A 23,235-nucleotide genomic window follows, 5' to 3' on the forward strand; every position below is an offset into this window, starting at 1 on the left:
CATGGCCGGGGATTGGTTGACCATCGTCCTGCGCCTGGCGCTTTATCTGGACCTGGCGGCGGCGTTTGGCGTCGCCATGTTCGGACTCTATGCTTTGGGCAACGACGAGCGATCCTCGACGATCTCGCGCCGCTATCGCGTCCTCATTGGCGCATCCGCTGCCATCGGCATTGCCCTGTCGATGTGGGGCATGACGGACATGGCCAAGGCCATGTCCGGCGCCCAAAGCTACGCGGAGCTGTCAACGCACGTTTTCGACATGCTCATTACGGGCACGCACATGGGCATCGCCTGGTGCATTCGCATCCTCGCGCTGTTGGTGTGTGTGCTCGTCGCAATGTTGAAATTGAACGCTACCTTGCGATTTGCAGTGATGGCGCTCTCCACCGGCGTGGCGCTGGCGACCCTTGCGTGGGCAGGCCACGGCGCCATGGACGACGGCGTTCGCGGCTACATCCATCTTGCGTCGGATATCACCCACCTCTGGGCAGCGGGCGCTTGGGTGGGCGCATTGTTGGCGTTCTTGATGCTGGCATCCCACAAGCGGGATGTCGCGCAAGACCCGGTAGCGGTCCTCAGTCGGACGTCGAATGGCTTTGCTCGCATAGGTACAGCGATCGTGGCTGCACTCGTCGTGAGTGGAACTCTCAATTACCTGTTGATCGCCGGACCATCGTTTGATCCGCTCATCTCGACGCTGTATGGCCGGCTGCTGATGGTAAAGCTCCTGCTTTTCGCAGGCATGCTGGCGTTGGCTGCTGCCAATCGGTATCGGTTGAGCCCGAGCCTGGAGGCAGCTTTGAAGGCAGGCAATCGCGCACAGGCAGTCATCAAGCTTAGGCAGAGTCTGTTCACGGAGGCAACCTTGGCCGTTTTGGTTCTGGCGAGCGTTGCATGGCTTGGCATCTTGTCTCCCACTGGAACCTAATCCTTCATGGGCGGCAGATGACAGCGCATGAATTGAATGTAATGCACGGGTAAGCCCTCTGTAGACCGCCTGCTTCTACATTTAACGACGCGGCGCAAGTTGTCGTCGTTTTTACAAAGGAGTCGATCATGAAATCGCAAATTGTCATTGCCGCCCTGTTGAGCGCTCTCTCCGTGCCAGCCTTCGCCGGTCATGCAGCAGCCCAAGCAGCCAAGGAGATGGTTCCCTTGGCTGACGGGGGAACGCTGTACATCTTCAAGGACGGAAAGATGGCACAGGAAAGCCGCTTCGGGCGCGCCGTCTATCTCAATGTCGGGGCTTCGGTGTCGACGAAGGATGGGCGCAACATCGCGATCACCAGCAATGAAGTCGCTCGCCTCGGCTCGCTGCTACAAAAAGAGCACGGCGGATGACGCCGCGGGTGTGCGGTGCTTTTCAAAGCTTCTGCACAGTGTGACAGAGACGCGCGCCCCGATTGGGCGCGCGCGATTGGGACGCGTCACGAGCAACCACGAGCGCTCAAGATGCCAGTTTTTGCGATGTCAAGCGCATCAACTTCCCTGGAATGGATCCAGCCTCCACATCCACCGTGATTCGTCCACGGGACATCTTGCGCGAATGAGAACCTGCGAGGAGCCCGATTTATGGAGTTGCGTCATCTACGATGCTTTGTCGTCTTGGCAGAGGAGTTGCATTTCACGCGGGCGGCCGAGAGGCTGCATATAGAGCAACCCCCCTTGTCTCGCGCGATCAAGGAATTGGAAGATGAGCTTGGGGTCACGCTGTTTGACCGCGACCGCAGGGGTACACGGCTGACCGTGGCGGGGGCGGCATTCTTGCAGGACACCCGCCGACTCTTCACTGTCCTGGAGCAAGCGCGTGAGAATGCCAGAGCCATTGCCGCGGGCCTGAGGGGCAGCCTGCGCATTGCAATTTCCGATGGTGCGATGGACCCACGACTATCGGCGTTCCTAGCTCGTTGCCGCGCGGAAGAGCCCGAGGTCGAGATACGTCTCTCCGAGGTACCGCTGACCGAGCAGATACGGGGCCTACGGTCTGGCGACTTCACGATCGGATTTGCACACGCGGCGGATGTTGGCGAAGGCATCGTGGCTGAACCGATCTGGCGAGACCCGATTGTGATCGCCGTGCCAGCGCGGCACTCGCTTCTTGCGCACAAGCAAGTTCCGCTCAACGAACTTCAGGGTCACCCACTGGTTCTGTGCGACAAACTGGCCTGCGAAGGCTACTGCCGAGAACTAAATCGGCTGCTACAGGTTCTGGAACACAGGCTCAACGTTGTCGAAGAAGTGTCGTCGCTGGACATGATGCTAACGCTGGTCGGCGCAGGCTATGGGATTGGTTTCATGACAGCGACCAAGATTCCCATCAGCCAGAGGCCGGACGTGGTGATTCGCCCTCTGGCGCAGGACACGGCGGTAATCACAACCTATCTGCTTCGGCCAGAAAGCAGCAACTCATCGGTTTCGCTGGATCGCTTCATGGAACGTCTGCGAGGACCTCCGGATGACTAAAGCGTCAATGCCCATCTGAATCGTGCGCCGCAGCACGAAGATTGCGTTCGGCTGCGCTGACGAGTTCCGCAGCACTAAGCTTGAGTCCGGCGGCGATTCTTAAGATCAGAGCGAGAGTGGGCATGTGCTCCCCACGCTCTATTTTGCCCATGTGCGATCGCTCGATCCCTGCTTTCGCAGCCAGTTCTTCCTGAGCAATACCTTGCGTCAGGCGGGCGACACGAACGGCCGCTCCGAATGCCAACGCTGGCTCGGCGTCGAAAGTGGTAGTGCCTGGGGGACGGCCTCGTCGGACAGTTCGCTTCTCCATCCTTGGAAGCGTCGAACAGTCCCGACAATTTAACCACGTTAAGTTTAACTCAAACTAGCTATCATGAAGACTTTCCATCCTTGTCTTATCGCTTCTTGGGGCCTCTCATGCACGACGCCACCAGCCCACGCCCACAGCTCAGGCTCGCCATAGCGCCTGGTGTGGCCTCTTCGAACCTAGCTGCATTGCTTGCCCTGCAGCGCGCGGAGGAGCCCGAAGTTTTTATGGAATTTAATGAGGTTACGACGAGCGATCTCATTACAGGCCTCTACAAACGGCGCTTCGACGTCGGCCTTTCTCTGAAGCAGGTGAGCGATTCTTCGCTGAAGAGTCTTTCTCTTTGGTTTGAGGCGACAGCTCTTGCCACGCCGCTGGGATACCCACTGCTCCGGCAGCAGTCAATCAGAATAGACGAACTTAAGGAGCACTCCGTGTTTCGATGGAAGGCCGAATATTCTCCTTCGCTGGACCAGTACCTGTCCTCCATGTCATCAACGGAAAGGCCGAATGTCCAGCATGTCAGTTCTTTTGAGATGTTGTTGCTCTGGGTCGCAGCTGGATATGGCGTAGGGATTTCTTCGCGATCACGCATCGAAACCGCTAGCCAGTGCGGAATCTGCACGCGTCCAATAGCCGATGGCCCCTACGAGGTCATTACGCACCTGCAGCGACTCTCGGGACAGACGAATCTTGTAGCTGATCGATTTGAGCTTAGAGCCTTGCGAGTTGCCGAGGCGCGTAAAGCATGACAGCCACGTGCGGTGCCCGCCCTTGCCGGTGGATTTGCAGTGGATGCCGGTTCGGGCCAAGGCGCCGTCCAGACGCATCAATTCATCCTGGAAACTGACCTTGATCAATTCAACTCCCCACAACTTCCAATAGTATGTCCACATGATCGGCTTAAGGCGCCTTCTCGCAAGATGGAGCCGCTGGATTACCAGCGGCCTAGTCGTAACCTTGCTTTTCTCGCAGGTTGCGATGGCGATGTACGTCTGTCCCAAGCCAGACCCGAGGGCATCTGTGGAAACCACGCAAATGCGTGCCACGATCTCGATGCAGCAGGCTGACAAGTTGCCAATGTCGGATTGCACCGGCATGCCTGATTCCATGGACAGCGAAGCGCCACAGTTGTGCCACGCTCATTGCAGTGGCGATCGGGAGTCGGCGCTTTCATGGCAGGGGCTGGACATTCAGTTTCTCGCGGCGCACGTGATGTGGCTCGCCAACTCGCTGCCCGGGTTGGTTCTCGACCGGGTAGCCCTCAGGCGGCACGTTACCTACATTCCTCCCAATCCCCGCGCGGGCTTTCCGCCGATCTACCTCACGTTCCAAGTCCTGCGGAATTGATTTATGTGTCCGTGCTCGCCGCGCACCGATGCGGCAGACCACGTGATTTCGTGAACACCAATTCCGAGGACAACCATGTTTACTCCCTTTTTTGGCGCCCCCGAGGGATGCTCTGAACAATTCCTCGGCGACAATAGCGCAAGGTTCGACGGATGACGACGATGCAGCTGAGCTTCGGGGACGCGGAACACACGGGCAAGCGGAAGAAGACGCGACGCGAGATCTTCCTGGCGGAGATGGAGCAGGTTGTGCCGTGGAACGCATTGCTGGCGCTGATCGCACCGCACTACCCGAAGATGGGCCAGCGTGGCCGGCAGCCGTACGCGCTGGCGACGATGCTGCGCATCCACTTCCTGCAGCAGTGGTACGCGCTCAGTGACCCGGCCATGGAAGAGGCGCTGTACGACACGGCGGTGATGCGCCGCTTCGCCCGCCTCAGCGGGCTGGACAACATTCCGGACGAGACCACGATCTTCAGCTTCCGCCGGCTGCTGGAGACGCATGATCTGGCGCCGCAGCTCCTGGAGCGCGTGAACGCGCACCTGGCGCGCAAGGGCCAGAGCTTGAAGGCCGGCACGATCGTGGACGCCACGATCATCGCGGCGCCGAGTTCGACCAAGAACAGGGACGGCAAGCGCGATCCGGAGATGCACCAGACGAAGAAGGGCAACCAGTGGCACTTCGGGATGAAGGCGCACATTGGCGTGGACGAGGAGTCGGGCCTGGTGCACCACGTGGAGTGCACGGCGGCGAACGTCAACGACGTGACGCAGGTGCACAAGCTGCTGCACGGCAAGGAAGACACAATCTGCGGCGACAGCGGCTACACGGGCGCGGACAAGCGCGAGGAGCTGCAAGGCGTGGAGGCTGCGTTCTGGATCGCGGAGAAGCCGTCGAAGCTTCGTGCGATGAAGAACAAGCGTGATCGCAAATACGCCGAACGCTGGGAGCACTTCAAGGCCAGCCTGCGGGCGAAGGTGGAGCATCCGTTCCGAGTGGTGAAGCGGCAGTTCGGTTACACCAAGGTGCGCTATCGCGGGTTGGCGAAGAACACGGCGCAGGTGTTGACGCTGTTCGCGCTGTCGAATCTGTGGATGGCGCGGCGACGTCTGTTGCTGCCGACGGGGTAAATCCGTCTGTTGGACGGGGAAAGCCGTCGAAAAGCGTCAGAAACGGCGCAAAATCCATCATATCGAGGTCGACTTGGCGCCTTGACGCTGAAATCCAAGCATCAGAGCGCTTTGATCAGACCTTCCCGAGGGGCGCCCGTCAGCGTACGGCCGAGGCACAACGCCGGCCTCGATGCGATTGCATCGTCTGAAAGCTATCAGCATCGCGTTGGCAGGCAGTGCGCTTGTTTCGCCTGTGGCCTACGCCCTCGATTTTGCTGAGGCACGCCTTATCGCGGAGCAGCAGAGCCCGCGCATAAGCGCGCAGCAGTTGCAGGTCAACGTCGCCGAATCCGTGCAGAAGGCAGCAGGCTCGCTGCCCGACCCCAAGCTCTCGCTCGGCATCGAAAACTATCCCATCAGCGGCATGGATCGCTGGAGCATGACGCGCGAATCCATGACGATGCAGCGCCTGGCGCTCATGCAGGAAGTGCCCAACAGGGCCAAGCGCGACGCCCAGGTCGCCAGTGCGCAGGCGCGTGTGGATCGAGAGCGCGCGGCGCTGGTTTTGCAGCGATTGCAGATCCGCCAGGAACTCAGCCTGGCGTGGATCGCCGCGCAGGCGGTGGAGCAACGGGAGATACTGCTGACGGAACTGCTCGCGGAGAACCAGCGCCTGCAAGACAGTCTCCCCGCTCGCGTCGCCGGCGGCACGGCCCAGACTGGCGACCTGTTGGTCGCGCAACAGGAGGCGCTGACACTCACGGACCGCCGTGACGATCTACAGCGGGACCGGGCCAAGGCCAGGGCCGCATTGCGGCGCTGGGTGGGCTCCAGGGCCGACGAAGCACTGCAAGGCGATCCAGGCCCGCTCACTCACCCCGTCGCGCAACTGCGCACAGAACTGGCGAATCACGCGGAGCTTGAACTCTATCCGGCGATGCAAAGCATGGCCCGGGCCGAGTCCCGCGAAGCCCAATCAGAGACCCGCGGCGATTGGGCCTGGGAGATTGCCTATAGCCGGCGGGATCGCCGATGGGGCGACATGGTGTCATTCCAGGTGACATTCGATCTGCCATGGCAGAAGGATCGACGCCAAGTGCCCATGATCGAGGCAAAACGGCACGAGTTGGAGCGTCTGGACGCCGAACGCGAAGACGTGGCGCGGCGTCATTTGCAGGAGCTGGACGACAGCGCCGCCGAACTCCAAGCGTTGAACAGCCAGATCGACCGCCTGCAGACCGCAGGCTTGCAGCTGGTACGGAACCGAGCGGCGCTTGCGTTGAGCAACTACCGATCCGCCAAGGGGGACCTGAGCGCTGTGCTCAGTGCACGCGCCCAGGTACTGGAGACGCGCATGCGTCTGATCGACCTCGGAGCGCAGCGCGACAGCCTCGTCGCCCGACTGAACAGCCTGATCGCGGACTGAGTGGAGACCCTCGCCATGAACACCTCTTCGAGAAACATCCTTGCCGGCTTGACGCTGATTGCTGCCGGTATTGCCGTTGGATGGAGCGTCGCCCAATGGCGCGCCGGCCACCTCAGCGGCTCCCCCGCTGCCACCATTGCAAGTGCTCCGACCGAGCGCAAGGTGCTGTATTGGTACGACCCGATGGTGCCGGCCCAGAAGTTCGACAAGCCCGGCAAATCGCCCTACATGGACATGGCGTTGATGCCGAAGTACGCAGATGAAGACACTCAGGACAGCACGGGCCTGAGCGTGTCGGCGCAAGCGGTGCAAGCCCTGGGCCTGCGTACAACCGAAGTCGTGCAAGGCAAGATCGGCGCAGATGTGAACGTCGTGGGCACCGTGCTGCTCAACGACCGCGACGTCAGCATCGTGCAGGCGCGGACCGCTGGCTTCGTCGAGCGTGTCTACGCACGGGCTGCGGGCGACGTGATCGCAGCAGGGGCACCGCTGCCTGACCTATTGCTGCCGGAGTGGATCGCCGCACAGCGCGAGTTTCTCTCGGTTCGCGCGATGGGCGACGCACCGTTGACCGCAGCTGCCCGCCAACGGCTGCTGCTGCTCGGCATGCCGCAAGCCCTGATCGCCCAGGTGGAGCGCACAGGCGAGCCCAAGGGGCTGTACACGGTCACAACACCTCAAGGCGGCTTGGTGGCCGAACTGATGGTGCGTCAGGGCATGACGGTTTCCGCCGGGGAAAGCCTGGCCCGGGTGAATGGCTTGGCCACGGTGTGGATCGAAGCGGCTGTCCCCGAAGCACAAAGCGGGCCATTGCAGGTCGGCCAAACGGCGCAGGTCCGGCTGGCGGCGTTTCCCGGTGAAGTGCTCCAGGCGCGCATCGTGAGCATCCTGCCCGAAGCCAACCGCGACACCCGTACGGTGCGAGTGCGGCTTGAAATGGCCAATCCCGGCCAGCGCCTGAAGGCCGGCATGTCCGGCCAGATCGCGCTCAAAGGCAACGAACAGCCCGCGCTGCTTGTTCCCAGCGAGGCGGTCATCCGCACCGGCAAGCGCGCACTGGCCTATGTGGTCGATGGACCCGGCAAGTTCCATCCCGTGGAGGTCCAGGTGGGCGCGGAGGTAGGCGATCAACTGGTGGTCAACGGCGGGCTCGCGGCGGGACAGCAGGTGGTGGCCTCGGCGCAGTTCCTGATCGATTCGGAAGCCAGCCTGCGGGGCGTGCTGCCTGCAGGTGCCGCGGCGTCCGCGCCTGCATCGCCGCACAACGGGCACGGCACCTCGTCGCCACCGGCCGCGGCCACCAACGCTTTCGTGGTGCGCGGCGTGATCGAGGAGATGTCGCCCACCGAGCTGACGCTGGCGCACGAGGCCGTGCCAGCCCTCCAATGGCCGGCCATGACCATGGGCTTCAAGCTGAGCAGCCCGCAGCTCGCCGCGGGTCTTTCGGTTCGGCAGCAGGTGCGATTCACCTTCTCCAAGCAAGGTGAGGACTACGTGATCACCGCCATCGAAAAGGTGCAGCCATGATCGCCAAACTGATTCGATGGTCGGTGGCCAATCGCTTCCTGGTGCTGCTGGCCACCGCCATGCTCACGGCATGGGGCGTGTGGGGCGTTCGCAGCACGCCCGTGGATGCGCTGCCGGACTTGTCAGACGTGCAGGTCATCATTCGCACCAACTACCCAGGACAGGCGCCGCAGATCGTCGAGAACCAGGTCACCTACCCGTTGGCCACCACCATGCTGTCGGTGCCAGGGGCCAAGACCGTGCGCGGCTTCTCGTTCTTTGGCGACTCGTTCGTCTATGTCTTGTTCGAGGACGGAACCGACCTGTACTGGGCCCGCTCACGGGTACTGGAATACCTGAACCAGGTCCAGGGCCGATTGCCCGCCACGGCGAAGCCGGCCCTGGGTCCGGACGCCACAGGCGTCGGCTGGATCTTCCAGTACGCGCTCGTGGATCGCACGGGCAAGAACGATCTGGCGCAACTGCGTGCGTTGCAGGACTGGTTCCTGAAGTTCGAACTCAAGAGCCTGCCCAACGTGGCCGAAGTGGCATCGGTGGGGGGCATGGTCAAGCAGTACCAGGTCGTGCTCGACCCGATCAAGTTGGCGTCCTATGGCCTCAGTCAGGCTCAAGTCCGCGATGCCCTGATGGGGGCCAACCAGGAGACCGGCGGCTCCGTCCTGGAATTGTCAGGCGCGGAGTACATGGTCCGCGCGAGCGGATACCTCAAGACCCTGGACGAGTTCCGGGAGATCCCCTTGACGGCACGCGGCGGTGTGCCGGTGCGGCTGGGGGATGTGGCGACGCTCCAGATAGGCCCGGAGATGCGGCGTGGCATTGCCGAACTCGACGGAGAAGGCGAGGTCGCCGGCGGCGTGGTGGTGCTGCGCTCCGGCAAGAATGCCCAGGAGACGATCGCTGCCGTCAAGGCCAAGCTCGCGGAGCTGCAGGGCAGCCTGCCGCCGGGCGTCGAGATCGTCACCAGCTACGACCGCAGCGCGCTGATCGAGCGGGCCATTCGCAATCTCACGACCAAGCTGGGCGAAGAGTTTCTGGTGGTGGCGCTGGTCTGCGCACTGTTCCTTTGGCATCTTCGTTCTGCGCTGGTGGCCATCATCTCGCTACCTCTGGGCGTGATGACGGCGTTCCTGGTCATGCGCTACCAGGGCATCAACGCCAACATCATGTCGCTGGGGGGGATTGCCATCGCCGTGGGGGCGATGGTGGATGCAGCGGTGGTGATGATCGAGAACGCCCACAAGAAGCTGGAGGCTTGGCAGCACGCGCACCCGGATCAACGACTGCAGGGCAAGGAACGGTGGGACGTGATCACACAGGCCGCAGAGGAAGTCGGTCCTGCGCTCTTCTTCTCGCTGCTCATCATCACGCTCTCGTTCATCCCGGTCTTCACCCTAGAAGCGCAGGAAGGCCGGCTGTTCGGCCCGCTGGCGTTCACCAAGACCTACGCGATGGCCGCGGCCGCAGGGCTGTCAGTGACGCTGATTCCCGTACTCATGGGCTACTGGATTCGCGGGCGTATCCCGGATGAGCAGAAGAACCCCATCACCCGCATCCTGATTGCAGCCTACCGGCCACTGGAGTGGGTACTGCGCCGGCCTAAGGCGACGCTGCTGATCGCCGTGCTGGCCTTGGCGACCACGGCCTGGCCCTTGGCGCGGCTCGGCGGTGAGTTTCTGCCGAGGTTGGACGAAGGGGACCTGCTCTACATGCCCTCGGCCCTGCCGGGACTCTCGGCGCAGCGCGCCACGGAGTTGCTGCAGCTGAGCAACCGCATGATCAAGACCGTACCTGAAGTGGACAAGGTGTTCGGCAAGGCAGGACGGGCCGAAACTGCGACCGATCCGGCGCCCCTTGAGATGTTCGAGACCACGGTGAAGCTCAAGCCCAGGGAACAATGGCGTCCAGGCATGACGCCCGAGAAGCTCGTGGAAGAGCTGGATCGTGCCGTGAAGATCCCGGGCCTGTCCAATATCTGGATTCCCCCTATCCGCAATCGCATCGACATGCTGGCTACCGGCATCAAGAGCCCGATCGGGGTGAAGGTGACCGGCAACGACCTGGGCGTGATCGATCGCATCGCTGCAGAGGTCGAGCAGGTCGCCAAGGGCATTCCCGGCGTGACGTCATCCCTCGCGGAGCGCTTGACGGGCGGGCGCTACGTGGATGTTCAGATCGACCGCGTAGCCGCCGGTCGCTACGGCCTGAACATCGCCGATGTCCAGGCCGTCATCGCCGGCGCGGTGGGTGGCGAAAACGTCTCGGAAACGGTCGAGGGGCTTGCCCGCTTTCCGATCAATCTGCGCTACGCGCGAGAATGGCGTGATTCACCACAACGGCTGGCAGAACTACCCATCTTCACGCCGATGGGTCAGCAGATCACGTTGGGGACCGTGGCACGCATCGCGATCACCGATGGGCCGCCCATGCTCAAGAGCGAGAACGCACGGCCCTCCGGTTGGGTCTATGTCGATGTGCGCGGCCGTGATCTAGCCTCGGTGGCCAACGAACTGCGCGATGCCATCGGGCAGCAGGTCAAGCTGGAGCCGGGTGTGAGCATCACCTACTCCGGGCAGTTCGAATACATGGAGCGGGCCAATGCACGCCTGAAGGTTGTGGTGCCTGCCACCCTGTTGATCATCTTCGTTCTGTTGTACCTGACCTTCGCGCGTGTGGACGAAGCGGGCTTGATCATGGCGACCTTGCCCTTCGCGCTCACGGGGGGCATCTGGTTCCTGTACCTGCTGAACTACAACCTGTCCATCGCCACCGGCGTGGGATTCATCGCGCTGGCAGGTGTGGCGGCGGAGTTCGGCGTGGTGATGCTCATCTATCTGAAGCAGGCCTTGGCGGAACGTTGCCCCGATGGACGCGACCCGACGCGAGAAGAACTGCTCGATGCGATCCGGGAGGGTGCCGTGCTGCGCGTGCGGCCCAAGGCGATGACCGTCGCCGTCATCCTGGCGGGCCTGGTACCCATTGTCTGGAGCAGCGGTACGGGCTCGGAGGTCATGAGCCGCATCGCAGCCCCGATGCTTGGAGGGATGGTGACCGCTCCGTTGCTGTCGCTCTTCGTGATTCCGGCTGCCTACATGCTGATGCGTAAGCCGCGCTAACGTTGCAACGCGGCAGGGTCTCATAACCAAGGCCCTGCCGTTTCCGGTGCGGCCTATCGGCACCCGAGCGAATAACCATTCGACACATGCGCTTTAGCCGGCGTAAGAACTGGCCGAAGGCGCGGAGGCACGACTAACCGCTTGGCAGTGACGAGCCATATCAGGGAACAAAACCTGACCCCGGCCGTTCAGACAGAATCGTCAGCATTTCTATGACAGCCCGAACCTTGGGCTGCAGGTAACGCGATTGCGGCCACACTGCATGGATAGGCATCTCACCACCTGCCCAGTCCGGCAGCAAGGGGATCAAGCGCCCCTGCCGTATATCTTCGGCCACCAGCCATGTCGGCATCTGCATGATGCCGCAGCCGGCCAGACCCGCCGCCAACATTGCTTCACCATCACTGAATTCATGGCGCGGATAGATTTCCTGCCGACGTACGCGCTGGTCCGATACGCGGAGCAACCAAGTGGGTCTCTGCCGTCCCCGAGGACCAGTGATGCAGTCCCGATGCCTTACCCCATTACTTCTCGGTAATTACTGCGGCGCGCTCACTAATACGACCACTACATTCTGGGACGACGTAGGGGCTGACTCAGTCCGGTTGTAGGCGCTCAGAAGGCTATGGCCTTCAGGATGGCCGCACGCCTCATCGCGCCGCGCCGTATGCGCTGCGGACTGCAAAGGCCCGCATCCTGTAGCTCACTTCCGACGGCCAAAGCATCCATCTTTGGCCGTCGGCCAGCGTCAGGCACTTTCGAGCATTGCCGCATCATTTAGCAACCGTTGAATGCGCTGGCGAATCTCCTCTGGAATACCTTGCGCAGACGAATCAGGTCCGGGCCTGTTTGGCTGCTGCTGGGTGCCCGCGATGACCCGCACGACCATGCCCAAATTTCCGGGTGTCACGATGTCGATGGCCGCGCGATCACCCAGATCCGGGTGTACGCGGGTCAGCATCCGGTACAAGTCCCACGAATCCGCGTGCGGACACTGGTTCATGAGCACCTGGGCCAGTTTGTGCTTGAGCGGCACCAGTTGCCAGTCGGGCACACGTTGCCCGCGATTGCCCAAGCTGATGGACAGCAGTTTGCCCGCCTTCAGCTCGCGGTTTATCTGGTCCTTGGACTTTCCGGCCAGCTTACCGAACAGCGGAACCGGCAAACTGCTCGGCGATTCGTAGATGGCGAGCATTTCCTCGCGCTCGCGCTGGATGGCGGATACTTCCGGCGCCGGCGCCGGCGCACGCGTCGGGGGCGGTGGCACCTGCGACAGCCGCTGGAAGGTGATTCCCGCGTCGTTTGGCGTCACGACAATGGGGGTGACCACCACGGGCGGAGCCGAAGCCGCAGAAGTGCCTGCAACGATGGCGTCGGGGTTGTCCTCCCCTGCGATGGCTGGCACGCCCTCGATATGGATGGTGAGGTGGGCGCTGGCCGCTTCGACCTGGCCCTGTTCGAGTAAGTCGAGGCGATCCGCCCAGTCCTGCATCATCCGACGGCGCGGCTCAACATACTTGGCGTGGTTGTAGGCCGAACTCACCTTGTTCGGGTCCGAGTGCGAAAGCTGCGCGTCCACCCAAATCTTGGGATAGCCGATCTCGTTGAGCGCCGTCGAGATGGTTCCGCGGATGCCGTGCCCGGTCAGTTGATCCTCGTAGCCCATTCGTTTCAAGGCCGCGTTGAGGGTGTTCTCGCTGATGCGCTTCTTGAGTTCGCTGCGGTGCGTGAGCAGATGGACCTGGGCCGGCTTCATCACACCCAACAGGTAGCGCACGATCTCGATGGCCTGCACGGACAACGGCACGATGTAGGGCGGAACGTCCTGCGGGCGCTTGCCGGCCTTGCGCATCTCGTCCTGGAGTTGCTTGACGATCTGCGGCGGGATGATCCACAGGCCACGGTCGAGATCGAACTGGTCCGGGGTCGCCAGCCGCAGCTCGCCGGTACGCACGCCGGTCAGGAACAGCAGCCGGATGCCCAGTTGGGTCTGCCAACCACGAGGGTTGTAGAGCCTGAGCTTGTGCAGGAAATCGGGAAGCTCCGGAAGATGCAGGTAGGGGTTGTGGTTCACCGGGGGCTTGGGCTCGGCCACCACGTCCAGGTCGGAGGCCGGATTGGCTTCCAGCCCCTCCACGATGACGAGGGCATAGCGGAACAACTGCCCCAGCCAGGTGCGGACCTTCTCGGCAGTGGTGAACGCCTTGCGCTCCTCGATCCTCGCCAGGACGCCCAGGAGTTGGGGCCGGCGAATGTCGTAGATCGACATCTGCTTGAGGCTAGGCAGCACGTCCTTGTTGAAGATCCGCAGGATCTGCGACAGCGTGCTGTTCCTGCCCTCCTTGATTTCCTTGCGGCGATGCTCGACCCACGCATCGAAGACGGCCTTGAAGGTGTAGTCGGCCGCAAGCTTGACCGCGTGTCGCTTCTGTTTCCGATCGGTATGGGGGTTGACGCCCTTTGCCAGAAGCGCCCGGGCTTCGTCGCGCAAGGTGCGCGCTTCGCGCAAACCGATCTCGGGGTAGTTCCCCAGGGAGATGCGCTTTTGCTTGCCGAGCCAGTAATAGCGCAAATGCCACGACTTGCCGCCGGTGCGGGCGACCACCAGGCCGAGGCCATCGGTGTCGGGGATGCTGTAGGTTTTCTCGGCGGCCTTGGCTTGCCGCACGGTCAGATCAGAGAGTGTCATCATCAAGCTCCTAAGTCTTGGACTTAGGCCCGATGCTGCTTGTCATCCCGATCCAACCCCAGCAACAACCCGGAACCGGCACGACCCGCATTCTTTGGCCTTGTTTTTGGCCTCAAAAATGGTGGCTGTCAGTGGACTTCCGTGGCTTTCGCTGGAATGAAAAAAGGAGCCGAAGCTCCTCTTTTCAATGACTTACAGACGTCAGTGGAAGTCTGTAGATCATAAATTGGAGCGGGAGACGAGTCTCGAACTCGCGACCTCAACCTTGGCAAGGTTGCGCTCTACCAACTGAGCTACTCCCGCATTTGCGTGCCTTGCGCGATCCGCGATCGTTGCGATCTGGGACTGTGCCGGCAAGCGAGGGCGAAGTATACCGAATTTTTCAAAAGATGCTTCTTAGGGCGATTGAGCCCTGCCCACCTGCCTCGGTTCCTGCCCGACAGCGGTCCTGTTGCGTCCAGTGATCGCCATCCATTGAAGATGCCGCGGCGCGGCAGTCGCCGGATCGCACGGCGCACCCTCTGGGCGGGCCGAAAATAACTTCAAAAAATATCAACCAAATCCATGTTGCTTCACTCATACGCGAGATCCAGAATTCTGTTCATGGACGCAAGGTGTCGTCCGAGGGCGGAAAATGGATACCAAGAACTCCACGAATCAGAGACAACTCACGGTCCGCATCTCGCGGGGAACCGAGGACGGAAGCTATTCCACTTATTCGGTGCCGTGGCGCGAGAACCAGACGGTTCTGGATGTGGTGACCGAAGTGCAGCGCACCCAGGAGCCGAACCTTTCGTACCGCTACGCCTGTCGCGTCGGCGTCTGCGGGTCCTGTGCCATGACGGTCAACGGCAAGCCCCGCTGGACCTGCCGCACCCACGTCAGCCGGGTGGAAGAGGGGGGCGTGATCGTGATCGAACCCTTGCGCAACATGCCGCGGATCAAGGATCTGGTCGTCGACATGAGCGAGTTCTTTCAGAAGTGGGCGCGCGCCGGCAATACCTTCGTCGGCACGGCCACGCGCAATGATCCGCCGGCACTGGTGTCGCCTCAGAGCAAGAAGCGCAAGCAGGCCGACGCCGCCATCGAGTGCATCAACTGCGGCGTGTGCTACGCGGCCTGTGACGTGGTGTCCTGGGATAAGGACTACCTGGGCCCGGCCGCCCTGAACCGGGCGTGGACGCTGTTCAACGACGAACGGCACGCAGACCCCAAGGACGTGCTGCGCAAGGCCACCTCCGGCAGCGGCTGCAACTCCTGTCATACCCAGGGCAGCTGCATGAAGCACTGTCCGGTAAGCCTCAGCCCCACGGGCAGCATTGCGGGATTGAAGCGCAGCGCCATCTTCAGCCTGCTCAAGGGGGGCTGACATGGAAGCTCGTCTTTTCGCGCTCCAGCGCCTGACGGCGATGGTGATGGCGCCGTTTGTCCTGGTGCACGTGGGCCTGGTCATCTACGCGGTGCGTGGCGGGCTGACCGCGGGCGAGATTCTCTCGCGCACGCAGGGCAACTGGTTCTGGATCGTCTTCTACGGCCTGTTCGTGCTGAGCGTGTCGGTCCACGTGCCGATCGGCGTGCGCAACATCCTGATCGAGTGGCTGCGGCTGGGCCGCGGCGCCGCGTCCGTGGTCGGGCTGGCGTTCGGTTTGGGACTGCTCATCCTGGGCGTGCGCGCCGTCGCGGCGGTGGGAGGGCTGATGCCATGAGATCCGCGCGCAACCATCAGGCCTACTGGGCCTTCCTCGGGCATCGCCTCTCCGGCCTGGCGCTGGCCCTGTTCCTGCCCGCCCACTTCTACGTGCTGGCGATGGCGCTGGACCAGGCGCGGCTGGACGGATTCCTCAAGCTTGCCGACATGCCGGCGATGAAGTTCGGCGAATGGGGGCTGGTGCTGCTGCTGACCCTGCACATGTTTTTCGGGCTGCGCCTGCTAGCGCTGGAGCTGTTGCCCTGGAAGTCGCCGCGGGATGCGCGCGTCGCCTGGATCGGGTGGGGCTTTGCGGTCTCCATGGCGACGGGCCTGGTTTTCATCGCGGGAGTGATCTGAGATGCGGATCGAGAACATCAAGACGGACATTCTGGTGCTGGGCACCGGGGGCGCGGGCCTGTTCGCGGCGCTGCACGCCAAGAAGGCAAATCCGTCGCTGCAGGTGACGGTGACGGTGAAAGGCCTGCTGGGCAAGTGCGGCTGTACCCGCATGGTCCAGGGCGGCTACAACGTCGCGCTGGCCGCTGGCGACTCGGTGGAGCGCCACTTCATGGACACCATCGAGGGCGGCAAGTGGCTGCCGCGCCAGGACCTGGCGTGGCGCCTGGTCGAAGGCGCCGTCGAACGGGTGCGCGAGCTGGAGAACGAGATCGGCTGTTTCTTCGACCGCAATCCCGATGGCACGCTGCATTCCAAGGCGTTCGCCGGCCAGAGCTTCGACCGCACCGTGCACAAGGCCGATTTGACCGGCATCGAGATCATCAACCGCTTGATGGAGCAGGTGCGGGCGCTGGACGTCGATGAATTGGAAGAGCATCGCGCCATCGAGCTGATTCCGGCCGCCGACGGCTCCGGCATCTCGGGCGTATTGTTCATCGACATGCGGACCGGCGCCTATCGGTTCATCCAGGCCAAGGCCGTGCTGCTGGCCACCGGGGCCGGGCCGACGATGTACCGCTATCACACGCCCTCCGGCGACAAGACCTGTGACGGATTGGCCATGGCCTTGCGCTACGGCTTGAAGCTGCGGGACATGGAGATGGTGCAGTTCCATCCCACGGGCCTGCTGGGCGGGCCGGATACGCGCATGACCGGAACGGTGTTGGAGGAAGGGCTGCGCGGGGCGGGCGGCTATCTGCTCAACGGCGACGGCGAGCGCTTCATGGCCAACTACGACAAGCGCGGCGAACGCGCCACGCGCGACGTGGTCAGCCGCGGCATCTACGCCGAAATGCGCGCCGGGCGCACGGGCCCGATGGGCGGGGTCTATATCCAGATGAGTCATCTGGGTCCGGACAAGGTGGCCAAGACCTTTCCCGGCATGGTCAACCGCTGCAAGGATTGCGGCTTTGACCTGGCGGGCGGCAAGGTAGAGGTGGTGCCGACCGCCCATTACCTGATGGGCGGCGTCGAATTCAACGTGGACGGCTCGACGGCCTCGCCGGGGCTGTACGCGGCGGGCGAGGACTGCGGTGGAGTGCACGGCGCCAATCGCCTGGGCGGAAACGGCGTGGCCAATTCCACGGTGTTCGGCGGCATCGCGGGCGACGCGATGGCGGCCTATGTCGCCAAGTCCGGCCAGTGGCGCGACCCGGACCCGCGCATCATCGCGCGCGGCATCGAGCGCGCCGAGTTCCCGTTTTCCCGGCCAACTGGGCGCATCCACGAGTTGCGCGACGCGCTTTCGCAAACCATGTGGGACGACGTCGGCGTGCTGCGCCGCCGCGAGGCTATGGAGCATGGCCTGGACGCCATCGCCGGCCACCGCGCCGCCTTGCGCGACATTGGCGTGGCGGACGGCGACCGCCGCTACAACCTCACCTGGCACGACTGGCTCAATATGGAAAGCCTGGTCGACATTTCCAAGGTCATCACGGTCTCGGCGCTGGCGCGCGAGAACAGCCGCGGCGCACATTACCGCGAGGACTTTCCTGAAGCCGGAGATCTGCACACCAGCCGCTACACGCGCGTGAGCGCGCAGGACGGCGAGGTGGCGCTGGAGATGGTTCCGGTTTCCTTCGACATCGTAAAACCCGGCGAATCGCTCATCGAGGGCGAGGCGGGCATTCCCCAGAACTAAGGCACATCCCACCATGAGCATCCCTGTACAGAAAGTTGAAGAGGCGGCGCTGGAGATCATGCGCCGCGCGGCCATCGAGATTCCGGCCGACTACAAGCAAGGCATCCAGGAACTGCAGAAGAAGGAAACCGGCAAGCTGCCGCGCTTCGTCATCCATGCCATGGTGGACAACTGGGAGGCCGCCGACCAGGACCGGCGGCCCATGTGCGCCGACACCGGCCTGCCGCGCTACTACGTCAAGGTGGGCAACAACGCCTCGGTCGACAGCGGCTTCGTCGCGGTGGAGCGCGCGCTGCGCCACGCCACGGCCGAGGCCACGCTCAGCATTCCGCTGCGGCCCAACCGCGTGCATCCGCTCTGGCGCACCGACCACAACAACAACGTCGGCATCAACGCGCCCGAGGTCGAATGGTCGTTCGAGCCCGATACCGACTGGATCGAAATCACGACCGTGCACAAGGGCGGCCTGTTCGGCACCGACTACCGCATGCTGTTTCCCGGCGATGGCATAGACGGCATCAAGCGCTTCGTGCTGGACACGTTGATCGCCTTCGGCAAGCGCGGGCTGGCCTGTCAGCCGGCCATCGTCGGCATCGGGCTGGGCGGCTCCAAGGACACCTGCATGCAGCTGGGCAAACAGGCCGCCTGTCTGCGCACGGTAGGGGACCGCAACCCGGACCCCAAGGTGGCGGAACTGGAACTCGAGCTGATGCAGCTGGGAAATTCCATCGGCATGGGCGCCATGGGCTTCGTCGGTTCCGGCATGGTGGTCGACTGCCATATCGAGTGCGGCTACACCCATACCGGAGGCATGCCCATCAGCCTGCACACCTTTTGCCTGTCTTCGCGCCGCGCCACCGCGCGGATCCATGCCAACGGGAAGATCGAGTACCGCACCGATCCCCAGTGGTTCACGCCCTACCTGCGCCGGGAGACGGTCGAATGGTAAGCAACGACGACGACATCAAGGTCTTTCACCTGGACCTGCCCGCCAAGCGCGAGGACCTCGCCAAGCTCGAACTCGGCGCGGCCGTGTATCTGAATGGCGTGGTCTACACGGCCCGCGAAGGCGTCTACAAGAAGGTGCTGGACCAGGGCCTGCCGCTGCCGGTGGACCTGCGCTCCCTCAGCAACGTCAACTTCCATTGCTCGCCGGCCGCGGCGCCGGACGGCCACGGCGGCTACAACGTGGGCGCCGTCACCGCCACGGCTTCGTTCCGCTTCTCCAAGTGGATACCCCGCTGGCTGGAGGAGACCGGCTGCCGCATCCTGATTGGCAAGGGCGGCATGCCCGCCGACGACTACAAGCAGGTGCTGGCGCCGGGCGGCGCGATCTACCTGACCACCGTGGGTTATGGCACCGGCGCCTTGCTGGGCCGCGGCATCAAGCGGGTGCGCGAAGTGCATTGGCTGGATGAGTTGGGGATCGCGCAGGCGATGTGGCTGTTCGAGGTCGAGAACTTCGGGCCCTTCATCGTCGAGAGCGACCTCGAGGGCAACTCGCTCTTTGCCCAGCACGCCGAAGTCATCAATGCGGGCATCGAGAAGCTTTATGCCGGCTTGAAGCCGCCCGCTCTGCACCGCTATGGCGAGACGGACGACCGCAAGGATGAAGTGATGTAGGCGCGGCAGCGCGCCAGACCCGGCAACCGTGCACCTGACAGGGATACTTTGATGATCATCGACTTTAGGCTGCGGCCGCCCGTGGGCGGCTTTCTGGACACGCTGATGTACTCGGCGGGAGAACGCCGCGACGGCTTTACCCGGACGGTGGGCTTCGAGCCCTCGGCTGCGGCGCAGCAGCAGTCGATGGCGCTGTTGCTCAAGGAGATGGACGCGGCGAGGATAGACCGCGGCGTGGTCGTGGGACGCCTGGCAGGCGTGCTGGGCAGCGTATCCAACGAGGATGTGCGCGGCATCGTCGCCGAGCACCCGGGCCGCTTCATCGGCGCCGCCTCCATCGACCCCACCGACAGGCGGCGCGCATGCCAGACCATCAGTCAGGCGGTCGAGGACGGCTTCAAGCTGATCAATATCGAGCCCGGTTCCTACCCGGTGCCGATGTACGCCGACGACCGGCGGCTCTATCCGATCTACGGCCATTGCGAGGACCTGAGCGTTCCGGTGATCATGATGGTCGGAGGCACGGCGGGCCCCGACCTGAGCTATTCGGACCCGATACGGACCGACCGGGTGCTGGCGGATTTCCCCGGCCTGAACGTCGTGGTCGCGCATGGCGGGTGGCCCTGGGTCAACGAGATCCTGCATCTGGCATTCCGGCGGCAGAATCTGTGGCTGTCGCCCGATATGTATTTTTCCCGCATGCCGGGTTGGGAGGAGTATGTGAAGGCGGCCGACGGCTTTCTTGCGGACAGGATGCTCTACGCCAGCTCGTTCCCGTTTTGTCCCGTGCAGGGGTACAAAGAATGGTTCGAGACCTTGCCGATCCGGGAAGATAATCTCAGGAAAGTCATGGGGGGCAATGCGCGGCGGCTGCTAGGCATCTGACGCGGCATACTCCTCCTTCCCATAACGCTCGCCTACACCAGGAACCCCCCTTGCATGGACATCCGGACGCTCTACACGCTGATCGCGATTGCAGACCACGGCAGCTTCGCCGAGGCCGGCAATACCATCGGCTTGTCGCTGTCTGCGGTGAGCATGCAGGTCCGCGCGCTCGAGGATGAACTTGGCATCACGATCTTCGATCGCAGCCGGCGTCCGCCGATCCTCACGGACACGGGCCTGGCGCTGGTGCACCGGGCGCGCGACCTGATCGCCCACTGGGAAAGCATGAGCGCCGCGCTGAAGAAGGGCACCTCCTCGGGATTGCTCAGGCTGGGCAGCGTCCATACCTGTGTGTCGGGCGTGCTGCCGCTGGCCCTGCGCCACTTGCAGAAGCAGGGGCATGGACTGGAAGTCCACGTCACCACCGGGCTTACGCATGACCTGGAACGTGCCATCTACCACCGCCAGCTGGACGTGGCGATCGTGACCGAACCCGATGCGCCGCGCTCGGGGCTGGATTTCCTGCCGTTCGTGGAGGAACAGCTGGTCGTCATCGCGCACCGTTCGGTAAAGGGCGCCAGCGACCAGGAGATCCTGGAGCAGAACCCTTATGTCCGCTTCAACCGCTCGGCGCGCGTGGGGCATCTGGTGCAGGAAGAGATGGTGCGCAGGCGCATCACGGTGCGTTCGGCCATGGAGATCGACAACCTGGAGGGCGTGATCGCCATGGTGGCCAATGGCCTGGGCGCCTCGGTGGTGCCGGCCTGCCGCGGCAGGAACGAGTTTCCGCCGGGCATCCGCGTTATTCCGTTCGGCTCGCCGACGGTCACGCGCCGGCTGGGCATCCTGGCGCCGAAGGAGAACCCGCGAGCCCATCTTACGCAGTTGTTGCTCGATGCATTGAAGTCAGTCTGCGCCGGCCAGCGCGACGGCACGGAGCAGGCCGGTCCCGGCCAGTAGTTCTTAGTCTGGTAGTTCTGTAGTTCAGCAGCCTAGTAGTCCGCAGAAAAACACCGCAACGCCCCAAAAAAATCGAGCCATCGGCCCGAGGGTCAGTTGCTGCCTGGCGAATCGTCAGCCGGCCGAGAACCGGCAGGCTTCGCCGTCCCGCGAACTGAAGGAGACAAAACCATGAAAGACGAATTTCAACCCAATAACGCCCGCCGCCGCATCGTCAAGACGCTGGGCTGTGGCCTCGCGCTTACGCCGTTTCTGGCCCTGCCGGCGCGAGCCGAATGGCCATCTGACAAGGTCATACGCATGGTCGTTCCGTTTTCGGCGGGCGGCGCCACCGACTTGCTGGGCCGCGCGCTGGCGGCCGAACTGGGCAAGGGCCTGAAGCAAAGCGTGATCGTCGAGAACCGGGCGGGCGCCGGCGGCAGCGTGGGTGCGCAGGCTGTCGCCAGCGCGCCGGCGGACGGCTACACGCTGTTGCTCGCATCGGGCAGCATGTTCACGGTCAACCAGTTCATCTACAGCAAGCTGCCTTACTCGCTGGCTGACTTCAGCCCTATCGGCAAGGTGGCCAACGGACCCATGGTGCTCACGGTCAATGCCAATCTGCCCGTCAAGAACACGCGGGAGCTTATCGAATACGCCCGCGCCAGGCCGGGCAAGCTCAGCTTTTCGTCCGCGGGCGTGGGCAGCCAGACGCATATGGCGGGGGAAGCCTTCAGCGACGCGGCCGGGATCGAGCTCATGCACGTCCCCTACAAGGGCGAAGGCCCGGCCTACACGGATCTGATGGCAGGCGTGATCGAAGTCGCCGTGGGCAACATCAATGCCATCGTGCCCCTGCTCAAGGGCGGGCGCCTGCGGGCGCTTTCGGTGACGGGAAAGGAGCGCTCAGCGCTGCTGCCGGACGTGCCCACCACGGCGGAGGACGGCGTGCCGGGTTTCGAGTTCACTGGCTGGTTCGCGTTGCTGGCGCCGGCAGGCACGCCACAGACGTCCGTCGACCGGCTGCTGGCCGATGCCAGGACGGCGGTCGAACAGCCGAACATGCAGCGCTATCTGGCTGACCAGGGCATGTCCGCGACCATAGTGCCGCCCGCCCAGCTCAGGGACGAGATCGCCAGGGAGTCGGCCAAGTGGAAGGCGCTGGTGGAGAAAAAGAAGATCACCGCCAGCTGAGGCTACGTTGCGGGCCTGTGGCGTTCACTGGCTCGCCCTTATTTTTCATGCTCACCTTGCACGCATCATGCCGCCCGATTCCCTTGTTGTCGCCGCTCCCGTCGTCTTGGCCGCCTACGTCGTCTTCGGGATGACAGGATTCGGCGCGGCCATGGTGGCCGTGCCGGTCCTGGTCCAGTTCATGCCGCTGCAGTTTGCGGTGCCGCTGGTGGTGCTGTTCGACCTGGCCTGCACCGCGCTGGTGGGCGGCAGCAACTGGCGGCGGGTGTCCCTGGTCGAGCTCAAGCGGCTGTTTCCCTGGCTGCTGCTAGGGATAGGCCTGGGCGTCACGCTGCTGCACAACGCCGGCGCCCGCTGGCCCTTGATACTGCTGGGCAGCTTCGTGCTGGCCGTGTGCATCAAGGGCCTGCGCGGCGCGCGGGCGAAGGCGGCGGCGCCGTTGAACACTTTTTGGGCGTTGCCGTTCGGCGTGTTCGGCGGCATCTTCAGCGCGCTGTTCGGGACCGGGGGGCCTATCTACACCATCTATCTGTCGCGCCGGCTGGACGCGCTGGATCAGTTCCGCGCCACGATCTCGGTGGTCATCCTGGCCAGCGGCCTCATCCGGGCGGCGGCGTTCGGCGCCGCCGGACTGTACGCGCAGCCGGAAATCCTGTCTGCCGCCGCCGTACTGCTGCCGGTAGCCCTGATCGGCCTTTATGGCGGTTCCCGCCTCAGAGCCCGGGTGTCTCCGGAACTGCTGAAGCGGGCCATCTTTCTCTTACTCGCGATAGCTGGCGCGGGCGCCATCTATCGCGGCTGGGTCTCGCCTTCGTGATG

General features: G+C 63.4%; 22 protein-coding genes and 1 tRNA gene. 19 read left to right on the forward strand and 4 right to left on the reverse strand.

The features are described from left to right. Position 1 precedes the first annotated feature (1 nt). The 3 genes from copD (at position 2) to AXYL_RS05625 (ending at position 2,463) form a co-directional block, all read left to right on the forward strand. Positions 2–928, forward strand: a complete 927-nt coding sequence (copD, locus tag AXYL_RS05615) for a copper homeostasis membrane protein CopD (protein ID WP_013391825.1) — start codon at positions 2–4, stop codon at positions 926–928. Between the two features lie 128 nt (positions 929–1,056). Next, on the forward strand, positions 1,057–1,341 hold the full coding sequence (locus AXYL_RS05620; protein ID WP_003090336.1) for a CopK family periplasmic copper-binding protein: 285 nt from the start codon (positions 1,057–1,059) through the stop codon (positions 1,339–1,341). Between the two features lie 231 nt (positions 1,342–1,572). Further along, on the forward strand, positions 1,573–2,463 hold the full coding sequence (locus AXYL_RS05625; RefSeq protein ID WP_013391826.1) for a LysR family transcriptional regulator: 891 nt from the start codon (positions 1,573–1,575) through the stop codon (positions 2,461–2,463). Positions 2,464–2,467: 4 nt separating this feature from the next. Here AXYL_RS05625 and AXYL_RS34265 read toward each other — a convergent pair whose 3' ends face one another. Next, positions 2,468–2,773 carry a helix-turn-helix domain-containing protein gene (locus tag AXYL_RS34265; RefSeq protein ID WP_013391827.1) on the reverse strand — a complete coding sequence of 102 codons (306 nt, stop codon included), beginning with the start codon at positions 2,771–2,773 and terminating at the stop codon, positions 2,468–2,470. A 107-nt stretch (positions 2,774–2,880) separates the two neighbouring features. Between AXYL_RS34265 and AXYL_RS34270 the strand changes: the two genes are divergently transcribed. The 6 genes from AXYL_RS34270 (at position 2,881) to AXYL_RS05660 (ending at position 11,298) form a co-directional block, all read left to right on the forward strand. Continuing rightward, positions 2,881–3,522, forward strand: a complete 642-nt coding sequence (locus AXYL_RS34270; protein WP_013391828.1) for a LysR substrate-binding domain-containing protein — start codon at positions 2,881–2,883, stop codon at positions 3,520–3,522. Between the two features lie 286 nt (positions 3,523–3,808). After that, positions 3,809–4,120: a hypothetical protein gene (locus AXYL_RS05640; protein ID WP_006226245.1), complete on the forward strand. Its 312-nt coding sequence runs from the start codon at positions 3,809–3,811 to the stop codon at positions 4,118–4,120. 161 nt (positions 4,121–4,281) lie between these two features. Then, positions 4,282–5,250 carry an IS5 family transposase gene (locus AXYL_RS05645; protein ID WP_016445093.1) on the forward strand — a complete coding sequence of 323 codons (969 nt, stop codon included), beginning with the start codon at positions 4,282–4,284 and terminating at the stop codon, positions 5,248–5,250. A gap of 172 nt (positions 5,251–5,422) precedes the next feature. Beyond that, a complete protein-coding gene (locus tag AXYL_RS05650) occupies positions 5,423–6,658 on the forward strand; it encodes a TolC family protein (RefSeq protein WP_013391831.1) in 1,236 nt (411 codons plus the stop codon). A gap of 15 nt (positions 6,659–6,673) precedes the next feature. Further along, positions 6,674–8,185: an efflux RND transporter periplasmic adaptor subunit gene (locus AXYL_RS05655; RefSeq protein ID WP_013391832.1), complete on the forward strand. Its 1,512-nt coding sequence runs from the start codon at positions 6,674–6,676 to the stop codon at positions 8,183–8,185. Beyond that, on the forward strand, positions 8,182–11,298 hold the full coding sequence (locus AXYL_RS05660) for an efflux RND transporter permease subunit (RefSeq protein WP_013391833.1): 3,117 nt from the start codon (positions 8,182–8,184) through the stop codon (positions 11,296–11,298). The genes AXYL_RS05655 and AXYL_RS05660 overlap by 4 nt, the downstream gene beginning before the upstream one ends. A 160-nt stretch (positions 11,299–11,458) precedes the next feature. On the opposite strand, the gene AXYL_RS05665 is transcribed toward AXYL_RS05660, so the two are convergent. The 3 genes from AXYL_RS05665 to AXYL_RS05675 form a co-directional block, all read right to left on the reverse strand. Further along, positions 11,459–11,764: a LysR substrate-binding domain-containing protein gene (locus AXYL_RS05665; RefSeq protein ID WP_071537155.1), complete on the reverse strand. Its 306-nt coding sequence runs from the start codon at positions 11,762–11,764 to the stop codon at positions 11,459–11,461. Positions 11,765–12,046: 282 nt separating this feature from the next. Beyond that, positions 12,047–13,987, reverse strand: coding sequence for a tyrosine-type recombinase/integrase (locus AXYL_RS05670; RefSeq protein WP_193353245.1), 1,941 nt, complete (start codon positions 13,985–13,987; stop codon positions 12,047–12,049). A gap of 227 nt (positions 13,988–14,214) precedes the next feature. Continuing rightward, positions 14,215–14,290, reverse strand: a tRNA-Gly gene (locus tag AXYL_RS05675). Between the two features lie 331 nt (positions 14,291–14,621). Between AXYL_RS05675 and AXYL_RS05680 the strand changes: the two genes are divergently transcribed. The 10 genes from AXYL_RS05680 to AXYL_RS05725 all read left to right on the forward strand — a co-directional run bounded on the left by AXYL_RS05680 (position 14,622) and on the right by AXYL_RS05725 (position 23,233). After that, positions 14,622–15,356 (forward strand): succinate dehydrogenase/fumarate reductase iron-sulfur subunit, encoded by a 735-nt coding sequence (locus AXYL_RS05680; protein ID WP_013391836.1) that lies wholly within the window; start codon positions 14,622–14,624, stop codon positions 15,354–15,356. Between the two features lies 1 nt (position 15,357). Further along, a complete protein-coding gene (locus tag AXYL_RS05685; RefSeq protein WP_013391837.1) occupies positions 15,358–15,693 on the forward strand; it encodes a succinate dehydrogenase membrane anchor in 336 nt (111 codons plus the stop codon). Continuing rightward, entirely contained in the window at positions 15,690–16,034 is a 345-nt protein-coding gene (locus AXYL_RS05690; RefSeq protein WP_013391838.1) for a succinate dehydrogenase, read from the forward strand. The genes AXYL_RS05685 and AXYL_RS05690 overlap by 4 nt, the downstream gene beginning before the upstream one ends. Before the next feature lies 1 nt (position 16,035). Further along, complete coding sequence (locus tag AXYL_RS05695) at positions 16,036–17,775, forward strand: L-aspartate oxidase (RefSeq protein ID WP_013391839.1); 1,740 nt, start codon at positions 16,036–16,038, stop codon at positions 17,773–17,775. Positions 17,776–17,788: 13 nt separating this feature from the next. Continuing rightward, positions 17,789–18,724 (forward strand): fumarate hydratase, encoded by a 936-nt coding sequence (locus tag AXYL_RS05700; protein ID WP_013391840.1) that lies wholly within the window; start codon positions 17,789–17,791, stop codon positions 18,722–18,724. Continuing rightward, on the forward strand, positions 18,718–19,398 hold the full coding sequence (locus tag AXYL_RS05705; RefSeq protein ID WP_013391841.1) for a fumarate hydratase C-terminal domain-containing protein: 681 nt from the start codon (positions 18,718–18,720) through the stop codon (positions 19,396–19,398). The genes AXYL_RS05700 and AXYL_RS05705 overlap by 7 nt, the downstream gene beginning before the upstream one ends. A gap of 51 nt (positions 19,399–19,449) precedes the next feature. Then, the gene (locus AXYL_RS05710; protein ID WP_013391842.1) at positions 19,450–20,283 is read left to right on the forward strand and encodes an amidohydrolase family protein; all 834 of its coding nucleotides are present in this window, start codon (positions 19,450–19,452) and stop codon (positions 20,281–20,283) included. Positions 20,284–20,337: 54 nt separating this feature from the next. Beyond that, positions 20,338–21,243 (forward strand): LysR substrate-binding domain-containing protein, encoded by a 906-nt coding sequence (locus tag AXYL_RS05715; RefSeq protein ID WP_013391843.1) that lies wholly within the window; start codon positions 20,338–20,340, stop codon positions 21,241–21,243. 171 nt (positions 21,244–21,414) lie between these two features. Continuing rightward, positions 21,415–22,416: a Bug family tripartite tricarboxylate transporter substrate binding protein gene (locus tag AXYL_RS05720; protein WP_013391844.1), complete on the forward strand. Its 1,002-nt coding sequence runs from the start codon at positions 21,415–21,417 to the stop codon at positions 22,414–22,416. Between the two features lie 67 nt (positions 22,417–22,483). Further along, entirely contained in the window at positions 22,484–23,233 is a 750-nt protein-coding gene (locus AXYL_RS05725) for a sulfite exporter TauE/SafE family protein (protein WP_013391845.1), read from the forward strand. Positions 23,234–23,235: the final 2 nt, after the last annotated feature.

The organism is Achromobacter xylosoxidans A8 (assembly GCF_000165835.1).
Lineage (GTDB): Bacteria > Pseudomonadota > Gammaproteobacteria > Burkholderiales > Burkholderiaceae_B > Achromobacter > Achromobacter xylosoxidans_B.

What these genes read in the sequence shown, in the direction of transcription:
- copD (WP_013391825.1), top strand. Translation starts at nt 2, where the DNA reads ATGGCCGGGGATTGGTTGACCATCGTCCTGCGCCTGGCGCTTTATCTG.
- AXYL_RS05620 (WP_003090336.1), top strand. Translation starts at nt 1,057, where the DNA reads ATGAAATCGCAAATTGTCATTGCCGCCCTGTTGAGCGCTCTCTCCGTG.
- AXYL_RS05625 (WP_013391826.1), top strand. Translation starts at nt 1,573, where the DNA reads ATGGAGTTGCGTCATCTACGATGCTTTGTCGTCTTGGCAGAGGAGTTG.
- AXYL_RS34265 (WP_013391827.1), bottom strand. Translation starts at nt 2,773, where the DNA reads ATGGAGAAGCGAACTGTCCGACGAGGCCGTCCCCCAGGCACTACCACT.
- AXYL_RS34270 (WP_013391828.1), top strand. Translation starts at nt 2,881, where the DNA reads ATGCACGACGCCACCAGCCCACGCCCACAGCTCAGGCTCGCCATAGCG.
- AXYL_RS05640 (WP_006226245.1), top strand. Translation starts at nt 3,809, where the DNA reads ATGCGTGCCACGATCTCGATGCAGCAGGCTGACAAGTTGCCAATGTCG.
- AXYL_RS05645 (WP_016445093.1), top strand. Translation starts at nt 4,282, where the DNA reads ATGCAGCTGAGCTTCGGGGACGCGGAACACACGGGCAAGCGGAAGAAG.
- AXYL_RS05650 (WP_013391831.1), top strand. Translation starts at nt 5,423, where the DNA reads ATGCGATTGCATCGTCTGAAAGCTATCAGCATCGCGTTGGCAGGCAGT.
- AXYL_RS05655 (WP_013391832.1), top strand. Translation starts at nt 6,674, where the DNA reads ATGAACACCTCTTCGAGAAACATCCTTGCCGGCTTGACGCTGATTGCT.
- AXYL_RS05660 (WP_013391833.1), top strand. Translation starts at nt 8,182, where the DNA reads ATGATCGCCAAACTGATTCGATGGTCGGTGGCCAATCGCTTCCTGGTG.
- AXYL_RS05670 (WP_193353245.1), bottom strand. Translation starts at nt 13,987, where the DNA reads ATGACACTCTCTGATCTGACCGTGCGGCAAGCCAAGGCCGCCGAGAAA.
- AXYL_RS05680 (WP_013391836.1), top strand. Translation starts at nt 14,622, where the DNA reads ATGGATACCAAGAACTCCACGAATCAGAGACAACTCACGGTCCGCATC.
- AXYL_RS05685 (WP_013391837.1), top strand. Translation starts at nt 15,358, where the DNA reads ATGGAAGCTCGTCTTTTCGCGCTCCAGCGCCTGACGGCGATGGTGATG.
- AXYL_RS05690 (WP_013391838.1), top strand. Translation starts at nt 15,690, where the DNA reads ATGAGATCCGCGCGCAACCATCAGGCCTACTGGGCCTTCCTCGGGCAT.
- AXYL_RS05695 (WP_013391839.1), top strand. Translation starts at nt 16,036, where the DNA reads ATGCGGATCGAGAACATCAAGACGGACATTCTGGTGCTGGGCACCGGG.
- AXYL_RS05700 (WP_013391840.1), top strand. Translation starts at nt 17,789, where the DNA reads ATGAGCATCCCTGTACAGAAAGTTGAAGAGGCGGCGCTGGAGATCATG.
- AXYL_RS05705 (WP_013391841.1), top strand. Translation starts at nt 18,718, where the DNA reads ATGGTAAGCAACGACGACGACATCAAGGTCTTTCACCTGGACCTGCCC.
- AXYL_RS05710 (WP_013391842.1), top strand. Translation starts at nt 19,450, where the DNA reads ATGATCATCGACTTTAGGCTGCGGCCGCCCGTGGGCGGCTTTCTGGAC.
- AXYL_RS05715 (WP_013391843.1), top strand. Translation starts at nt 20,338, where the DNA reads ATGGACATCCGGACGCTCTACACGCTGATCGCGATTGCAGACCACGGC.
- AXYL_RS05720 (WP_013391844.1), top strand. Translation starts at nt 21,415, where the DNA reads ATGAAAGACGAATTTCAACCCAATAACGCCCGCCGCCGCATCGTCAAG.
- AXYL_RS05725 (WP_013391845.1), top strand. Translation starts at nt 22,484, where the DNA reads ATGCCGCCCGATTCCCTTGTTGTCGCCGCTCCCGTCGTCTTGGCCGCC.